Source organism: Angustibacter aerolatus (assembly GCF_054776675.1).
In genome coordinates this window covers 1-16,626 of sequence record NZ_BAAHBM010000072.1, presented here as the reverse complement: position 1 = coordinate 16,626, position 16,626 = coordinate 1, and the positions used below count along the sequence as shown (strand labels likewise).

The 16,626-nt window shown below is 73.4% G+C and carries 17 protein-coding genes and 1 pseudogene; 8 read left to right on the top strand and 10 right to left on the bottom strand.

Annotated elements, in window-relative coordinates:
* The 4 genes and pseudogenes from ACYVI6_RS14640 to ACYVI6_RS14625 form a co-directional block, all read left to right on the top strand.
* Window positions 1-523 (top strand): annotated as a pseudogene (locus ACYVI6_RS14640) (hypothetical protein); the annotation flags it as partial.
* 125 nt (window positions 524-648) lie between these two features.
* Complete coding sequence (gene trxB / locus ACYVI6_RS14635; RefSeq protein ID WP_460447071.1) at window positions 649-1,632, top strand: thioredoxin-disulfide reductase; 984 nt, start codon at window positions 649-651, stop codon at window positions 1,630-1,632.
* A 104-nt stretch (window positions 1,633-1,736) separates the two neighbouring features.
* Window positions 1,737-2,057, top strand: coding sequence for a thioredoxin (gene trxA / locus ACYVI6_RS14630; protein WP_460447070.1), 321 nt, complete (start codon window positions 1,737-1,739; stop codon window positions 2,055-2,057).
* 11 nt (window positions 2,058-2,068) lie between these two features.
* Window positions 2,069-3,226: an N-acetylmuramoyl-L-alanine amidase gene (locus tag ACYVI6_RS14625; protein WP_460447069.1), complete on the top strand. Its 1,158-nt coding sequence runs from the start codon at window positions 2,069-2,071 to the stop codon at window positions 3,224-3,226.
* Window positions 3,227-3,268: 42 nt separating this feature from the next.
* Here the strand turns inward: ACYVI6_RS14625 and ACYVI6_RS14620 are convergent, their stop codons facing one another.
* From ACYVI6_RS14620 to rpmH, 10 genes are all read right to left on the bottom strand, one after another.
* Window positions 3,269-3,937, bottom strand: coding sequence for a hypothetical protein (locus tag ACYVI6_RS14620; protein ID WP_284288953.1), 669 nt, complete (start codon window positions 3,935-3,937; stop codon window positions 3,269-3,271).
* On the bottom strand, window positions 3,934-4,122 hold the full coding sequence (locus ACYVI6_RS14615; RefSeq protein WP_460447068.1) for a hypothetical protein: 189 nt from the start codon (window positions 4,120-4,122) through the stop codon (window positions 3,934-3,936). The genes ACYVI6_RS14620 and ACYVI6_RS14615 overlap by 4 nt, the downstream gene beginning before the upstream one ends.
* A gap of 554 nt (window positions 4,123-4,676) precedes the next feature.
* Window positions 4,677-5,747, bottom strand: coding sequence for a ParB/RepB/Spo0J family partition protein (locus tag ACYVI6_RS14610; protein ID WP_460447067.1), 1,071 nt, complete (start codon window positions 5,745-5,747; stop codon window positions 4,677-4,679).
* Window positions 5,744-6,679 (bottom strand): ParA family protein, encoded by a 936-nt coding sequence (locus ACYVI6_RS14605; RefSeq protein ID WP_460447066.1) that lies wholly within the window; start codon window positions 6,677-6,679, stop codon window positions 5,744-5,746. Before ACYVI6_RS14605 ends, ACYVI6_RS14610 begins: the two co-directional genes overlap by 4 nt.
* A gap of 668 nt (window positions 6,680-7,347) precedes the next feature.
* Window positions 7,348-8,034, bottom strand: coding sequence for a 16S rRNA (guanine(527)-N(7))-methyltransferase RsmG (gene rsmG / locus ACYVI6_RS14600; RefSeq protein WP_460447065.1), 687 nt, complete (start codon window positions 8,032-8,034; stop codon window positions 7,348-7,350).
* An 11-nt stretch (window positions 8,035-8,045) separates the two neighbouring features.
* Window positions 8,046-8,594: a Jag family protein gene (locus ACYVI6_RS14595; RefSeq protein ID WP_460447064.1), complete on the bottom strand. Its 549-nt coding sequence runs from the start codon at window positions 8,592-8,594 to the stop codon at window positions 8,046-8,048.
* A gap of 82 nt (window positions 8,595-8,676) precedes the next feature.
* Window positions 8,677-9,828: a membrane protein insertase YidC gene (yidC, locus tag ACYVI6_RS14590; RefSeq protein WP_460447072.1), complete on the bottom strand. Its 1,152-nt coding sequence runs from the start codon at window positions 9,826-9,828 to the stop codon at window positions 8,677-8,679.
* A gap of 16 nt (window positions 9,829-9,844) precedes the next feature.
* The gene (yidD, locus tag ACYVI6_RS14585; protein ID WP_460447063.1) at window positions 9,845-10,180 is read right to left on the bottom strand and encodes a membrane protein insertion efficiency factor YidD; all 336 of its coding nucleotides are present in this window, start codon (window positions 10,178-10,180) and stop codon (window positions 9,845-9,847) included.
* Window positions 10,177-10,536, bottom strand: a complete 360-nt coding sequence (rnpA, locus tag ACYVI6_RS14580; RefSeq protein WP_460447062.1) for a ribonuclease P protein component — start codon at window positions 10,534-10,536, stop codon at window positions 10,177-10,179. The genes yidD and rnpA overlap by 4 nt, the downstream gene beginning before the upstream one ends.
* 7 nt (window positions 10,537-10,543) lie before the next feature.
* Window positions 10,544-10,681, bottom strand: a complete 138-nt coding sequence (gene rpmH, locus ACYVI6_RS14575; RefSeq protein WP_284288944.1) for a 50S ribosomal protein L34 — start codon at window positions 10,679-10,681, stop codon at window positions 10,544-10,546.
* A 467-nt stretch (window positions 10,682-11,148) separates the two neighbouring features.
* Between rpmH and dnaA the strand changes: the two genes are divergently transcribed.
* The 4 genes from dnaA to recF all read left to right on the top strand — a co-directional run bounded on the left by dnaA (window position 11,149) and on the right by recF (window position 16,494).
* A complete protein-coding gene (dnaA, locus tag ACYVI6_RS14570) occupies window positions 11,149-12,681 on the top strand; it encodes a chromosomal replication initiator protein DnaA (protein ID WP_460447061.1) in 1,533 nt (510 codons plus the stop codon).
* 527 nt (window positions 12,682-13,208) lie between these two features.
* On the top strand, window positions 13,209-14,342 hold the full coding sequence (gene dnaN, locus ACYVI6_RS14565) for a DNA polymerase III subunit beta (protein ID WP_460447060.1): 1,134 nt from the start codon (window positions 13,209-13,211) through the stop codon (window positions 14,340-14,342).
* 12 nt (window positions 14,343-14,354) lie between these two features.
* Entirely contained in the window at window positions 14,355-15,332 is a 978-nt protein-coding gene (gnd, locus tag ACYVI6_RS14560; RefSeq protein WP_460447059.1) for a phosphogluconate dehydrogenase (NAD(+)-dependent, decarboxylating), read from the top strand.
* Between the two features lie 13 nt (window positions 15,333-15,345).
* Window positions 15,346-16,494, top strand: coding sequence for a DNA replication/repair protein RecF (recF, locus tag ACYVI6_RS14555; RefSeq protein ID WP_460447058.1), 1,149 nt, complete (start codon window positions 15,346-15,348; stop codon window positions 16,492-16,494).
* The last annotated feature ends 132 nt before the right edge of the window (window positions 16,495-16,626 follow it).

The window sequence follows — 16,626 nt, the reverse complement described above, 5'->3', positions numbered from 1 at the left end:
GCCTGGCTGGCTCGCCGCGGCGGCGGCTGCGGTGGTCGTGCTCGGAGGGGGCGGCGCCGTCGCCGCGGGCGTGCTCGGCGGGCAGGGAGGCGCCGACGACTCGACCGCTGCCGGCAGCGCGGCCGGCAGCGCCGGCGCCCCCGAGATCGCCCGGGCGGCCCCCACCGCACCGGTGCTCAGCACGGGCACCGACTACGAGCCCGGCCGGCTCGCCACCCAGGCCCGCGACCTGCTCTCGGCGGCCGCGCCCTCGGCCGACGCGCCGTCCACGAGTCAGGGCCTGCGGCCGCGCGACGAGGCCGCGACCGGGTCGCCGCTGAGCACGCCGAGCGGGTTGGCCGACTGCCTGCGCCAGCTCGGCGCCGACCCGACGAGCGCCCGCGCCGTCGACCTCGCGACGTACCGCGGGCGCCCCGCCGCCGTGCTGGTGCTGCAGGGGCCGACGGGGCAGGAGGTGTGGGTGGTCTCGCGCGGCTGCCGCACCGGCGACGACGGCACGCAGAACTTCCTGCGGCTGCGGTAGCCCCGCCGCCCGCACGTCCTCGCGGTCCGGCCTCGGCGGAACACCGGAGCCCTACGATGGGTTGAGCACAGAGCACCCGAGGGCCCCACCCGAGCCCTCGACCCGAGAGCCCGGAGGGCACCGCAGTGAGCGACGAGATCCGCGACATCGTCATCGTGGGCAGCGGTCCGGCCGGCTACACCGCGGCGGTCTACGCCGCCCGCGCCAACCTCCGCCCGGTCGTGCTCGAGGGGTCGATCAGCTTCGGCGGCGCGCTCATGAACACCACCGAGGTCGAGAACTTCCCCGGCTTCCGCGACGGCATCATGGGCCCCGAGCTCATGGAGCAGATGCGCGCGCAGGCCGAGCGGTTCGGTGCCGAGCTCGTCACCGACGACGCCGTGTCGGTCGACCTCGAGGGCCCGGTCAAGACGGTCACCTCCGCCCGCGGTGAGGTCTACCGCACCCGCGCCGTCGTGCTCGCCACCGGCTCCGCCTACCGCGAGCTGGGCCTGCCGAACGAGCAGCAGCTCAGCGGCCACGGCGTCTCGTGGTGCGCCACGTGCGACGGCTTCTTCTTCCGCGGCAAGGACGTCGTGGTCGTCGGCGGCGGCGACTCGGCGATGGAGGAGGCGACCTTCCTGACGAAGTTCGCCAGCTCGGTGACGATCGTGCACCGCCGCGACGAGCTGCGGGCCTCGAAGGTCATGCAGGACCGCGCGATGGCCAACGAGAAGATCCGGTTCGCGTGGAACTCCGAGGTCGCCGAGCTGCGGGGCGACCCGAAGCTCGACGAGATCGTGCTGCGCGACACCCGCACGGGCGAGCTGCGCACCATGGCCGTGGGCGGCCTGTTCGTGGCCGTCGGGCACGACCCGCGCACCGACCTGTTCAAGGACCAGGTCGCGCTGAACGAGCACGGCTTCGTGGCGGTCGAGGGCCGCAGCTCGCGGACGTCGCTCGACGGCGTGTTCGCGTGCGGCGACGTGGTCGACCACGAGTACATGCAGGCCATCACGGCGGCCGGCTCGGGCTGCGTCGCCGCGCTCGACGCCGAGCGCTACCTGGCCGCCCTCGCCGACGACCCGGTGCCCGCCCGCGAGGAGGAGCGCGCAGAGGTCGGCGTCTGACCGCCTCGCGCGCCCACCGGCCGCTGTCGGACCCCTCCGGCACACTGACGCCAGCGTCGTCCCCCGCAGTCCCCGTCCGTCCGCACGCCAGCAGAGGAGCCACCGTGGCCACCAGGTCCATCACCGACGACACCTTCGACACCGAGGTGCTGCAGAGCGACAAGCCCGTCCTCGTCGACTTCTGGGCCCCCTGGTGCCACCCGTGCAAGGCGATGGCGCCGATCCTCGACGAGATCGCCGGTGAGCACGCCGAGATCGACGTCGTGAAGATCAACACCGACGACCACCCGAAGGCCGCAGCGCGCTACGGCGTCACCGGTCTGCCGACGCTGAACGTCTACGTCAAGGGCGAGCTGGTCAAGTCGATCACCGGCGCCAAGCCCAAGCCCGTCATGATCCGCGAGCTCGCCGACTTCCTGGGCTAGGCACCACCCCCGTGAGCACCCCGCCGCTGCGACGAGGCGACCGCGGGACGGCCGTCGAGGCCGTCCGCGAGCGCCTCGTCGCGACCGGTGACCTGCGGGCCACCGACTCGGACGACCCGTCCGCCGACCTGTTCGACGCGGACGTCGAGCGCGCCGTCCGCTCGTTCCAGCAGCGGCGCGGCATGCTCGTCGACGGCGTCGTCGGCAAGCACACCTACCGGGCGCTCGACGGCACCCGCTGGATGCTCGGCGACCGCATCCTCGTGCACACCCCCGGCCACCTGGTGACCGGCGACGACGTCGCGGCGCTGCAGGAGCGGCTGCTCGGCCTCGGGCTGCGCTGCGGCCTGGTCGACGGCGTGTTCGGCCCGCTCACCGACGACGCGCTGCGCGAGCTGCAGCGGGGTGTGGGTCTGCAGCCCGACGGGCTGGTCGGGCCGCAGACGCTGCGGGCGCTGGGACGGCTGACCCGGTCGGTCGGCGGCGGTGCGCCGCACGTGCTCCGCGAGGTCGATCGCGTCCGATCGGCCGGCCCCAGCCTCGCCGGCCGCGTCGTCGTGGTCGACCCCGGACACGGCGAGCACGACGAGGGTGCCGTCGCGCACGGGCTCGACGAGGCGTCGATCGTGCTCGACCTCGCACGGCGCGTCGAGGGTCGGCTGGTGGCCGGCGGGGTGCAGGTCGTGCTCACCCGCGGGCTGCACGGCGACCCCGACACCGGCGAGCGTGCCGACCTCGCCAACGCGGTGGGCGCCGACCTCGTGCTGTCGCTGCACGTCGAGCACCTCCCCGACGCACCGCAGGCGCACGGGGTGGCGACGTTCTTCTACGGCGCCGCCGACCGCAGCGGCGCGTGGTCGGCGGTCGGTGAGCGGTTCGCCTCGCTGGTGCAGCGCGAGATCGTGGCGCGCACCGACCTGCTCGACTGCCGCACGCACCCGCGCACGTGGGAGCTGCTGCGCCGCACGGTCATGCCCGCCATCCGCCTCGACGTCGGCCACCTGTCGCACCAGGGTGATGCCCGGCGGCTCGCCGACCCGGCGTTCCGCGACACGCTCGCCGAGGCGATCGTGGTGGCCGTGCAGCGCACCTACCTCGAGGAGCACGACGACGCGGCCACCGGCACCCTGCGGGTCGCCGACGTGCTCGCCCGCAGCGGCCTGTCCTGACCCCACCCATTCGTTGCCGTGGGGCACACGTTGGTCAGGCGGTCAGGAGCGGGTCAGCACCGGCTGGCGGATGGACCCGAGCAGCCGGTCGATCGCCTGCTCGACGTCCTCGCGCCACGACAGCGCCGTGCGCAGGTCGAGCCGCAGGCGGGGGTGCCGGTGGTGCGGTCGCACCGTCTTGAACCCCACGGCGAGCAGGAAGTCCGCCGGCAGCACGCACCCGGCGGCCACCGGGTCGGGGCGCTCACCGGCGGCGCCCTGCTCGGTCGACGTGCCGGCAGGCGGGGCGGCCAGGCCGTAGGCCTCGATGGCGCGCACGCCGCGACGGGTCAGGTCCTTCGCCACGCCCTGCACGAGCATCCTCCCGAGCCCGCCACCGGCGAACTCGTCGAGCACCCGGCCGCCCATGAGCAGCACCGCGTCCCCGCTGACCGGCGCGGTGGGGAACGCCACGGCGCGCGGCACCAGGTGCGGCGGTGCCACCATGAGGAAGCCGGCCGGCACGTCGTCGACGCTCACCACGCGCCCGACCGAACCCCACTCGAGCAGCGTGCGCGAGACCCACGCCTCCTTCTCGAAGTCGGCCTGTCCGGCCCGCACCGCCTGGCCGGCGGCCACCGGGTCGAGCTCCCAGAAGACGCAGCCGCGGCAGGTGACCGGCAGTCGGTCGAGCGAGTCGAGGGTCAGCGGGCTGAGCGCGCGACCCGTCATGGACCGCCCGTCCGCGACGTGGTGCGGGTGACCACCGAGTCGAGCGGTCGCAGGTCGACCTCCGGCGTCCCGGGCCGTGGCGCCGCGTACCCGGCGTCGTGGTACGTCCGGGGCCTGAGCCACTCCGCGACGAAGGCCGCAGCCGCGCCGGCGAGCAGCCCGAGACCGGCTGCGCGCAGCACCACCGGCGCAGCGTGGTCGTCGCCGGTGCGCTGAGCGGGGACCGGGTGGCGGCGAGCTGCGGTGACCTCCACGTCGCGCTCCCCTCCGCCTCGGTCGCCGGACGACCGGTGAGGTCGACCGCACGACCTCCCGATCTTAGAACTCCCCCGGCGGCACCGGAACCCCGCTCGACGAGCGCCACCCGAGTGCTCACGTCCAGGTGGCCCGCGCGTCGCCTGCCGGCCACCGGCTTCCGTAACATCCAGACGCCGCACCGCGCCTCAGCAAGCGCGCGCAGTTGCGGGGCCGAGCAGGGCTCGCTCGGACGTTGGGGACGGAGCTCAGGCGCACTCGACGTCGGCGGAGGCGCAGGCCCACCCGAGGCCGCCGCCAGCGGCCAGTCGACACTCCGGCCCCGAACACCTGGTCTGCGCTCACCAGCGGACTCGGCAGTCGACCGTCGACGGCTCCGCGCTGGGTCGGTCGACGCTGTGCAGACGGCACACGCCTGATCGACCCTGGCGCGCCGAGCGTCGGCGCCGGCGCTCAGCCCCGGCAGCGCGCCGGCTCGCACCGCTCAATCGCGGGCGGGACCGACCTGGGCGGTGTCACCGGGTGCGAGCAGCTCGAGGATGCGGTTGAGGTCCTCGACGCTGGCGAACTCGACGCTCAGCTTGCCCTTGCGCTGGCCCAGCGCGATCTGCACCCGGGTGTCGAAGCGGTCGGACAACCGCTGCGCCAGCTCGTCGAGACCGAGGTGCCGCCCACCGGCACGTGGACGCCGGCTGCGCTGCCGCACCTCGGGGTCACCACCGAGCGACACGATCTCCTCGACGGCGCGCACCGACAGTCCCTCGGCGACGATGCGCTGCGCCAGACGCTCGATGGCGGCTCCGTCGTCGAGACCGAGCAGCGCTCGGGCGTGCCCGGCCGACAGCACACCCGCGGCGACGCGGCGCTGCACCAGGGGTGGTAGGCGCAGCAGGCGCAGGGTGTTGCTGATCTGGGGGCGCGAGCGACCGATGCGGCTCGCGAGCTCCTCGTGCGTGCAGCCGAAGTCCTCGAGCAGCTGGCTGTAGGCGGCTGCCTCCTCCAGCGGGTTGAGCTCGCTGCGGTGCAGGTTCTCGAGCAGGGCGTCGCGCAGCAGGTCGTCGTCCGACGTCTCGCGCACGATGGCGGGGACCCGGTCGAGCCCGGCGGCCTGACTGGCTCGCCACCGACGCTCGCCCATGATGAGCTCGAACGCCGGCCCGTCGTCCGTGCGCTCGGCCTCGGGAACCGGCCGCACGACCACCGGCTGCAGCACGCCGATCTCACGCACCGAGTGCACCAGCTCGGCCATCGCGTCCTCGTCGAAGACGTCGCGCGGCTGCCGCGGGTTGGGTCGGATGCTGGTGACCGGCAGGTCGGCGAACGTCGCCCCCGGCACCGGGACCAGTGCCTCGCCAGCCGTTTCACGTGGAACGTCATCCGCCGAGGCCGCTGTTTCACGTGGAACGTCGGGCGACTCCTGATCCTGGACGCCCCCGGCACCGGCCGGACCAGGGAAGAAGACGTCGACCGGACGATCGGCCCGCGCACCAGCCGGCGGAGCGGCCGGGATCAGCGCACCGAGCCCTCGGCCCAGACCACGTCGCTTCTCGGTCACGCGTCTCCTCCGTCGACAGCCCGCACCGCGAGCTCCTTGGCGGCCTCGAGGTACGACAGCGCACCGCTCGAACCGGGATCGTAGGTCATGACGGTCTGCCCGTGGCTCGGCGCCTCGGAGATGCGCACCGACCGCGGGATGCCGGTGCGCAGGACCAGCTCTGGGAAGTGCTCGCGCACCTGGCCGGCCACGTCGGCCGACAGCCGGGTGCGGCCGTCGTACATCGTCAGCAGGATGGTGGAGACGTGCAGCGCCGGGTTGAGGTGCGCCTGGATGAGCTGCACGTTCTTCAGCAGCTGCGACAGGCCCTCGAGGGCGTAGTACTCGCACTGGATCGGGATGAACACCTCGCGGGCAGCCACGAAGGCGTTCACCGTGAGCAGCCCCAGCGACGGCGGGCAGTCGACGAGCACGTAGTCCAGACGCGGCTCGCCCTGCGCGTCGCGGTGCTTCAGGTAGGCGTCGACCGCACGCAGCAGCCGCGACTCGCGCGCGACCAGCGAGACCAGCTCGATCTCGGCGCCGGCGAGGTCGATCGTCGCGGGGGCGCAGAGCAGCCGCTCGACGTCGGGGCAGGACTGCACGACCTCGTGCATCGGCCGGCCCTCGACGAGCACGTCGTAGATGCTCGGTACCTCGCTGCGGTGGTCGATGCCGAGCGCGGTCGAGGCGTTGCCCTGGGGGTCGATGTCGATGACCAGCACGTGCAGGCCCGACTGCGCCAGGGCAGCCGCCATGTTGACCGTCGTGGTGGTCTTGCCGACGCCACCCTTCTGGTTGGCGATCGTCAGCACCCGCGTCTCCGGCGGCGTCGGCAGCTGCTGACCGTGCAACCGGGCACGCCGGCGTGCGTCCAGCGCCACCTGCTGAGCCAGTGGCGTGTCGCCGCCGGCCGCAGGCAGCACGTCCGCGACCTCGTCCGCGATCGCCACCTGCCGCTCCTCATCAAGACGCGCAGATGCCTCGTCGGTCGTGGACGTACCACCCTCGACCACGAGAGCGCCCTTGCGGTCGGCTCCGGTCACGTCGGCCCCGGTGACGCCGGGCCGAGAGCTACCGCTGCGCTCAGCCACCTCGCGGAGGGGGGCGCCACCGTCGCCGGCCGCACCCGCGTCAGCAGTCCCCGAGGGAGTCAGATCCGAGCCGGCCGCCCCCGATGCCACACCGTGTGCGCCCGCATCGTCGGCACCAACCGTCCGCGCATCCATCCTGCCGACGCCGATGTCACCAGGCCCTGTCAGGGTGTGCGCGGCCAGGGCCGCGAGATCATCGACCTCGCTCGCTGCAGCACCTGACGTCGACCGCCCAGCGCCGTCCGCGGCGGCTGCCGTCACCGCGACGTCACCGTCCTCCGTGCCCGGCTCGTCCGCGTGCGGCGCGCCAGTGAGCAGGCCATGATCGATCTGCGCGCCGGTTCCACGTGAAACGGCCGAGGTTTCACGTGGAACCGGCCACCCCACGACGCCGGTCCCGCCGGGGAGGCTGTGGGTCGTCTGCGCGTCCGCCGTCGCAGCGACGGGCCATCCCACGGCGCCTCGGCGCACGGCCTGGGGCGGGCTGGTCGTCACGTCGGGGACCTCCTGTCGAGTGCTGCGTGCGGTCACTTGGTCGAGCGCGCCACGGTACCTGGCCGCCGCCGGACCCGGACCACGGTGCTGGGACCGTCGGGCAGGTCGTCCCCCACGTGCTCGACCTCGGCCGGGGCTCCGCCGGCGCGGCGGACGGCGGCGCGGGTGCGCTCGACCTCGTCCTGCGCCTGCGCGCCCTTCAGCGCCAGCAGCTCGCCCTCCGGGGTCAGCAGGGGAAGCGCCCAGCGCGCCAGCCGGTCGAGCGGTGCGACCGCCCGGGCCGTCACGACCTGCACCTGGTGGGTCTCGTGCAGCTCCTCCGCTCGCGCCCTCAGCACCCGCACGTGCTCGAGGTCGAGGTCGGCTACGACGTGCTCGAGCCAGGTCGTACGACGGAGCAGGGGCTCGACCAGGGTCACGTCGAGGTCCGGACGGCGGATCGCCAGCGCGAGGCCCGGGAGCCCGGCGCCGGAACCGATGTCGGCGACCGTCGCACCCTCCGGCACGAGGTCAGCCATGACGGCGCAGTTCAGCACGTGCCGTTCCCAGATGCGTGGCGCCTCACGCGGGCCGACCAGGCCCCACTCGATGCCGGTGGTCACGAGGTGCTCGACGTACGCCACCGCCAGGTCGAGGCGGGCACCGAACACCCGGTGGGCCACCTCGGGCGGGACCGGGGGCACCGGCGCGGCGGCAGCCTCGAGGTCGTCGTGTTCCACGTGAAACGTGCTCAGGCGGAGGGGAGCACGACGACGAAGCGGTTGGGCTCGACGCCCTCCGACTCCGTCTGCAGGCCGAGCTCGGCGACCGCGTCGTGCACGACCTTGCGCTCGAACGGCGACATCGGCTCCATCTCGAAGCGCTCGCCGGACGACTGCACCGTGCTCACGGCCGCACCGGCCAGGGCCACGAGGGCCGTGCGGCGCCCGGAGCGGTGGCCCGCGACGTCGAGCATCAGCCGGCTGCGCTCACCGGTGCCGGCGAGCACGGCGAGACGTGCCAGCTCCTGCAGGGCCTCGAGCACCTCGCCGTCGCGGCCGACCAGGCGACGAGGCACCCGGCCCTCGTCCGAGTCGACGATCGAGACCGCGGCACGGTCGCCGTCGATGTCCACGTCGATGTCGCCGTCGAGGTCCGCCAGGTCGAGCAGTCGCTCGAGGTAGTCGGCCGCGATCTCGCCCTCGCGCTCGAGACGCTGCAGGCGGTTCGACGCCGGCGCCTCGCTCGTGCTGTCGTCGCGCTCGACGTCGACGGTCTCCGTGGTCGTGCTCTCGCTCATGGGTGCTCCTCGGGGTGTCGGACCTGGCGCCGACGAAGGGGGTCACGGGTGGCAGGCGGCCGGCTGGCGTCGCCCACCGGGATCAGCTGGGCGGGGTGGCCGGACGCGGGCGGCGCTTGGCACCGGACGGCTTGCCCGGCTGCCGGGGCTGCTTCGCCGACGAGGCCCCGTGCGGGCCGCTCGAGGGCGTCCCCCGACCGGAGCCGTTCGACGCGGTCGGTCGCTTCGGGCTGGACGAGGGGGAGCCGTCGGCGTCGCGCTTGATCAGGTCGGGTCCGGTCGCCGGCGCGTCGGTCTGCTGGTCGGTGACCCGCTTGGCGCGCTGCGCGCGCTTCGGCTGCTGCCGCTGACCGGTGGGCTTCTCGTCCACGACGCTGCCCTCGACGACGTCGTCCGCCGCCGACACCTTGCCGCGCCGCTGACGACGCTCCTGCAGCGCCTTCTCGGCGAGCGAGCCGGGCGCGGGCATCCGGCGGATCACGTAGAACTGCTGGCCCATCGACCACAGGTTGGTGGTCAGCCAGTAGAGGAGCACACCGATCGGGAAGTTGACGCCGGAGACGGCGAAGACGACCGGCAGCACGTAGAGCATCAGCTTCTGCTGCTTGGCGAACGGGTTGTCGAGGGCCGTCGCCGGCATGTTCTTCATCATCAGCTGACGCTGCGTGGTGAACGTCGTGGCCGACATGAGGACGATCAGCACGATCGTCACGATCTTCACCGCGGTGGTGCCGCCGTCACCCAGGAACGTGGCCGACAGGGGGGCGAGCCCGAACAGCTTGGAGTCGTCGGCCTGCTGCGCCAGCTCGCGGGTGAGCGGCCCGATCGGGTCGGCCCCTCGCACGTGCTGGTTCAGCACCCGGAACAGGGCGAAGAAGATCGGCGCCTGCAGCAGGATCGGCAGGCACGAGGCGAACGGGTTGGTCCCGGTCTCCTTGTACAGCGCCATGGTCTCCTGCGTCATGGCCTGCCGGGACTCGGGGTCCGTCTTGCCCTTGTACTTCTTCTGGATCGCCTGCATCTGCGGCTGGATGAGCTGCAGCCCCCGCGACGCCTTGATCTGCTTCACGAACAGCGGGATCAGGATGATGCGGATGACGACGACGAGGCCGACGATCGACAGCGCCCAGGTCAGGCCGGCCGCCGGGTCGAGGCCCACGAACGACAGCAGGCTGTGGACGTGGACCATGATCCAGGCCACGGCGTACTCGAGCGGGTACAGGACGGTGTTCAGCACGTGGGTCCCTGGGTCAGGCCGCGGGACGGCGTCGGGCCGTCGGCGAGGCAGTGCGGTCGTCGGCGAGCACGCCGTGACCGGTGGTCTGCAGCGGACCGGTGGCCCGCGCGGGTGGAACGTGGTCGACGCCACCGGGGTTCCAGGGGTGGCACCGACCCAGCCGACGGGCTGCCAGCCAGGTGCCGCGCAGCGCACCGTGCCGCTGGACGGCGGTGACGGCGTACGCGGAACACGACGGATAGAAGCGGCACCGCGGGCCCAGCAACGGCGAGACGAACCGCTGGTAGCCGTGCACCAGCAGCACGAGCAACCGTGCGACGGGACCGCGGCCGGGGTCGGCGCCGGTCACGTCGGGCTCCCCACCGGCACCAGCCGAAGCAGCACCCGGTCGAGGTCGGCGGCCAGCACGGCCGAGCTGACCGTCGCGCTGGCCGGCAGCGCACGGAGCACCAGGCGGCTCCCAGCAGGCACGGATGCCAGCCGATCTGCCGCGAGGTGCCGCAACCGACGCTTCACCAGGTTGCGGACGACGGCACCACCGACGGCCTTCGACACCACGAGACCGACCTGCGCCGGCTCGAGCGACGAGCCCGGCTCGGGCAGCACGAGGTGGCCCACCACGGAGCGCGTGCCCGACCGACGTCCCCTGCGGACGGCGAGGCGGAAGTCCTCGCTGCGTCGCATGCGGTGCGCGGCGGGCAGCACCCGGGCCTCAGGCGGAGAGGCTCTCGCGGCCCTTGCGGCGGCGGGCACCGAGGATCGCCCGGCCCGCACGGGTGCGCATGCGCAGGCGGAAGCCGTGCGTCTTGGCGCGTCGACGGTTGTTGGGCTGGAACGTACGCTTGCTCACCGGATCTCCTGAACTCTTGGGCGCTCCCAGGGAAGAGGGGCGCCGGCCGCACTCGGACGCCGACGGGCACCGGTGAGGCCGGTGACCGCAGGCATGCGACAGCGGCCGCCACTGAGGGAACCGTCATACGGTACGGCGCGGCCGGATCAGGGGTCAAACGAGCCGCCCCGACACCCGTCCAGGCGGAACCCCGCATCGTCCCGCAGACCGCACTCCGCAGGCCGGACCGACACGCCGAAGCGCCCGCGCGGACCCGACCACCTCGTGTAGCGTCGCCGCTCAGTGCCGCGCCGGCCCCCGCCTCGGGGCCGTGGCGCACCGGCGGCCGCACCGTCGTACACAGGCTGTGGACAGACGTGTGGATCATCGGCGTACCGTGTGGCGGCACACCCGGTGCGACGTCGTCCGCCGGGGCGGCCGGGGGCGCACGCGGACGTCGAGACATCGAGAGGGGCGTGGCGTTGCCGGTGACCGAGCCGAATCTCGCGGACGTCTGGCAGGGCACCGTCTCGACGCTCGGCGACGCCGGGCTCACCGCGCAGCAGCGGGCGTTCCTGCGCCTGGCCCGCCTGGTCGGCCTCATCGACAGCACGGCGCTGGTCGCCGTGCCGAACGACTACACCAAGGACGTCCTCGAGCAGCGTCTGCGCGCTCAGGTCACCGACGCCCTCGGCGCCCAGCTCGATCGCGAGGTGCGGCTCGCCGTCACCGTCGACCCCAGCCTCGCGGTCGACGACCTGAGCGTCGACGCGAACGGCCAGCTCGGCCTGCTCGGCGGACCGGGCATCGAAGGCCCCGGCGACGGCACCGCCGACGGGCTCGCCCCCGTCGACCTGCGTGACGGCGTCGGCCACGACGGTCCCCGCACCCGGCTCGACGGGCACCGTGGCGCCGACCACCCCGACGACCCGGTGCTGACCCCGGCCGAGCAGCGCGTGGTGGCGGACGGTGCGATCAACCGACCGGGCGAGTCGCACCTGCTGAACGCCAAGTACACGTTCGAGACCTTCGTCATCGGCAGCAGCAACCGGTTCGCGCACGCGGCGGCGGTCGCGGTGGCCGAGGCGCCGGCCAAGGCCTACAACCCGCTCTTCATCTACGGCGAGTCCGGCCTGGGCAAGACCCACCTGCTGCACGCCATCGGGCACTACGCGCGCAACCTGTTCGGCATCCGGGTGCGCTACGTGAACTCCGAGGAGTTCACGAACGACTTCATCAACAGCATCCGCGACGACAAGGCGCAGGCGTTCCAGCGCCGCCACCGCGACGTCGACCTGCTGCTGATCGACGACATCCAGTTCCTGCAGGGCAAGGTGCAGACGCAGGAGGAGTTCTTCCACACGTTCAACACCCTGCACAACGCGAACAAGCAGGTCGTCATCACCAGCGACCTGCCGCCGAAGCTGCTGTCGGGCTTCGAGGAGCGCATGCGCAGCAGGTTCGAGTGGGGCCTCATCACCGACGTCCAGCCGCCCGACCTCGAGACCCGCATCGCGATCCTGCGCAAGAAGGCCATCCAGGAGCGCATGACGGCGCCGGACGACGTCATGGAGTACATCGCCAGCCGGATCTCGACGAACATCCGCGAGCTGGAGGGGGCCCTCATCCGGGTCACCGCGTTCGCCAGCCTGAACCGTCAGCCCGTCGAGCTGCCGCTCGCCGAGATCGTGCTGAAGGACCTCATCCCCAGCGACGAGGGCCCCGAGATCACCGCGGCGACGATCATCGGCCAGACCGCGTCGTACTTCGGGCTCACCATCGACGACCTCCAGGGCGTCTCGCGCTCCCGGGTGCTGGTGAACGCCCGCCAGATCGCGATGTACCTGTGCCGCGAGCTCACCGAGCTGTCGCTGCCGAAGATCGGCCAGCAGTTCGGTAACCGCGACCACACCACCGTCATGCACGCCGAGCGCAAGATCCGCCAGCTGATGGCCGAGCGCCGCTCGATCTACAACCAGGTCACCGAGCTCACCAACCGCATCAAGCAGCAGAGCCGCTGACCCCCGCGCGCCCGCTCACCGGCGCGCCGACTCCTCGCCACCGGACCCGTGGGTCTGCTATGTCTCCACACCCTGTGGAGAACTCTGTGGACGAACGGTGCGGCGGCGCCCCGAGCACCCGCCGTCCCTGCGGACGACGCGGTGCACAGCCTCGGGACGACCTGTGGACGACGGTGGACGACCGGTGGGCGGACCGCTCGCCCTCCACAGGCGTCCACAGCCCGACGGGGGCCGCCCACAGCCGTCCTCCCCAGGGCCGCGAACGGGCTGACCTGCACGCGGACCCCCTCGTCCACAGCGTCCACAGCCCCTATGACCACTACGGGACTCCCCAGGTGAAGGGTTCCCCACGAACGACAGGGATGCGGCCCGGGTGTGGACGGTGGTGGCCGTGGTTCCACGCCTCCCCGACGGCCACTAGTGTCTGAGCCCAGAGCAGAGCAGCGACGAGGACCTCCAGGGTCCCCGCGGGCGGTGGGGGTCTGGTGCCCCCCGCCCGTCACGCTGCCCGGACAGGGACGGTGGCCGTGAAGTTCAGGGTGGAGCGCGACGTCCTCGCCGAGGCCGTGACGTGGGCAGCCCGCGGTCTGCCCACCCGTCCGCCCGTGCCGGTGCTCGCCGGCGTGCTGCTGGAGGCCGCCACCGACGGCACCCTCACGCTGTCGGCGTTCGACTACGAGGTGAGCGCCCGGGTCAGCGTCGCGGCCGAGGTCGACGAGGCCGGCACCGTGCTGGTCTCGGGCCGGCTGCTGGCCGACATCTCGCGCAACCTGCCGTCGAAGCCGGTCGACGTCGCGACCGAGGGCCAGAAGGTGCAGGTCACCTGCGGCAGCTCGCGGTTCAGCCTGCTCACGATGCCGGTCGACGACTACCCGACGCTGCCGACCATGCCCGAGGCCACCGGCACGGTGCCCGGCGACGTGTTCACGCTCGCTGTCTCGCAGGTCACCACGGCGGCCGGCCGCGACGACACGCTGCCGATCCTCACCGGCGTCCGGGTCGAGATCGACGGCTCGCGCATGACGCTGCTCGCCACCGACCGCTACCGGCTGGCGATGCGCACGCTCGACTGGAACCCCGGCGGCAGCGACGCGGCCGCTGTCGCGCTGGTGCCCGCCCGCACGCTCGCCGACACCGCCAAGGCGCTCGGCGCCAGCGCGTCGGTCGACCTGGCGCTCGGCCGCACCGGCGCGGGCGACGGCCTCGTCGGCTTCGAGGCGGGTTCGCGCCGCACGACGTCCCGGCTGCTCGACGGCGAGTACCCCAAGGTCACGGCGATCTTCCCGACGACGACCGACGTCTCGGCGGTCGTCGAGACCGCGTCCCTGGTCGAGGCGGTGAAGCGCGTCGCCCTGGTGGCCGAGCGCAACACCCCGGTGCGGCTGCGCTTCACCGACGGCCAGCTGACCATCGAGGCCGGGCAGGGCGACGACGCGCAGGCGAGCGAGAGCATCGAGGCGCAGCTCGAGGGCGGCGAGGTCGAGATCGCGTTCAACCCGCAGTACCTGCTCGACGGCCTGGGCGCCCTGCACCAGCCGTGGGCGCGGCTCGCGTTCACGCAGCCGACGAAGCCCGCGCTGCTCACCGGGCAGGGCGAGGCCGACGCCGAGGCGGACGACAGCTTCCAGTACGTGCTCATGCCGGTCCGGCTCGCGAGCTAGGGCCCACCCCGCTTGACTCGTACGGCACACACGACGCAGACGACGGAGGACGACATGCAGCTGGGACTCATCGGGCTCGGCAAGATGGGCGGCAACATGCGTGACCGCCTGCGCGCCGGCGGACACGAGGTCGTCGGGTACGACCCGCGGCCCGAGATCAGCGACGCCGAGTCCCTCGAGGCGATGGTGGCCGCGCTCGAGGCGCCCCGCACCGTGTGGGTGATGGTGCCGAGCGGCGAGCCGACCCGGCAGACCGTCGCGAAGCTGAAGGAGCTGCTCGAGGCCGGCGACACCGTCATCGACGGCGGCAACTCGCGCTGGACCGACGACTCGGTGAACGCCGCGAGCCTCGACGAGCGCGGCATCCGCTACCTCGACTGCGGCGTGAGCGGCGGCGTCTGGGGCAAGGCGAACGGCTACGGCCTGATGGTCGGCGGCGCGGCCGAGGACGTCGAGCGCGCCATGCCGATCTTCGACACGCTGCGGCCCGAGGGCCCGCGCGCGGAGGGCTTCGTGCACGCCGGCAAGGTCGGCGCCGGGCACTACGCGAAGATGGTGCACAACGGCATCGAGTACTCGCTGATGCAGGGGTACGCCGAGGGCTACGAGCTGCTCGCGGCCAAGGACCTCGTCGAGGACGTGCACGGCACCTTCAAGGCGTGGACCCGCGGCACCGTCGTCCGCTCGTGGCTGCTCGACCTGCTGGTCAAGGCGCTCGAGGTCGACCAGGACCTGGCCGACATCACCGGGTACGTCGAGGACTCCGGCGAGGGTCGCTGGACCCTGGAGGAGGGCATCGCCAACTCGGTGCCCATGCCGGCGCTCGCCGCCTCGCTGTTCGCCCGGTTCGAGTCGCGCCAGGAGGACTCACCGGCCATGAAGGCCGTCGCCGCCCTGCGCAACCAGTTCGGCGGTCACGCGGTGCGCGCCACCGAGGCCGAGGACGCCGTGACGGCGGGCCCGTCGTCCGGCACCGGCGCCACCAGCTGACGGTCCGCCGCCGTTGCACGTCGCCCACCTGTCGCTGGCGGACTTCCGCAGCTACCCCACGGTCGAGCTTTCGCTCGACCCTGGGGTGACGGCGCTGGTCGGTCCGAACGGGCAGGGCAAGACGAACCTCGTCGAGGCGATCGGCTACGTCGCGACGCTCGGCAGCCACCGGGTGTCGAACGACGCACCGCTGGTGCGCTTCGGGGCCGAACGGGCGGTCGTGCGGGCCCAGGTCGTCCGCGACGGGCGCCCGACGCTGGTCGAGATCGAGGTGACGCCGGGCCGGGCCAACCGGGCCAGGGTCAACCGGGGGCCGGTGCCGCGGGCCCGCGAGGTGCTCGGCCTGCTGCGCACCGTGCTGTTCGCGCCCGAGGACCTGGCGCTGGTCAAGGGCGATCCCGGCGAGCGGCGGCGGTTCCTCGACGACCTGCTGGTGGCCAGGGCGCCACGGTTCGCCGGCGTCCGCAGCGACTACGAGCGGGTGCTCAAGCAGCGCAGCGCACTGCTGAAGTCGGCCGGGTCGGCGATCCGCCGCGGTCAGGGGGACGTGCGCACGCTCGACGTCTGGGACCAGCACCTGGCGACGGCCGGCGCCGAGCTGCTCGCGGCGCGGCTGCGTCTGGTGCGCGACCTGCGACCGCACGTCGCCACGGCGTACGAGGCGGTCAGCCAGGGGCAGGGGGCGGCCGAGATCGGGTACCGCTCGAGCCTGGCCGACGACCTGCTCGCCGAGGTGGCGGACGCCGCGGGCGGGGGCCGCGAGCTGCTGCAGGCCCGGCTGCTGGAGGCCACCTCGCGGATGCGCTCGGCCGAGCTCGAGCGCGGGGTCTGCCTCGTGGGCCCGCACCGCGACGACCTGTTGCTGCAGCTCGGGCCGTTCCCCGCCAAGGGCTATGCCAGCCACGGTGAGTCGTGGTCGTACGCCCTCGCACTGCGGCTCGCCTCGTACGAGCTGCTGCGGCACGAGGGCGGTGGCGACCCGGTGCTCGTGCTCGACGACGTGTTCGCCGAGCTCGACGTCGGCCGCCGCGAGCGGCTGGCCGAACTGGTCGCCGGCGCGGAGCAGGTGCTCGTCACGGCCGCCGTGCCGCAGGACGTCCCGGAGGCGCTGGAGGGAGCGCGCGTCGACGTGATGGCCGGAGAGGTCACGCGTGTCCGCTGACGGCGGCCCTTCCGAGGACGACGCGGCGGACGCCTCCGGGCCGGCTGCGGACGACGCGGCCGCGCCCGACGCCCCGGACGAGCAGGAGCGGGCTGCGGACGCGGCGCGCTCGGCGCTCGCCCGGGCCCAGGC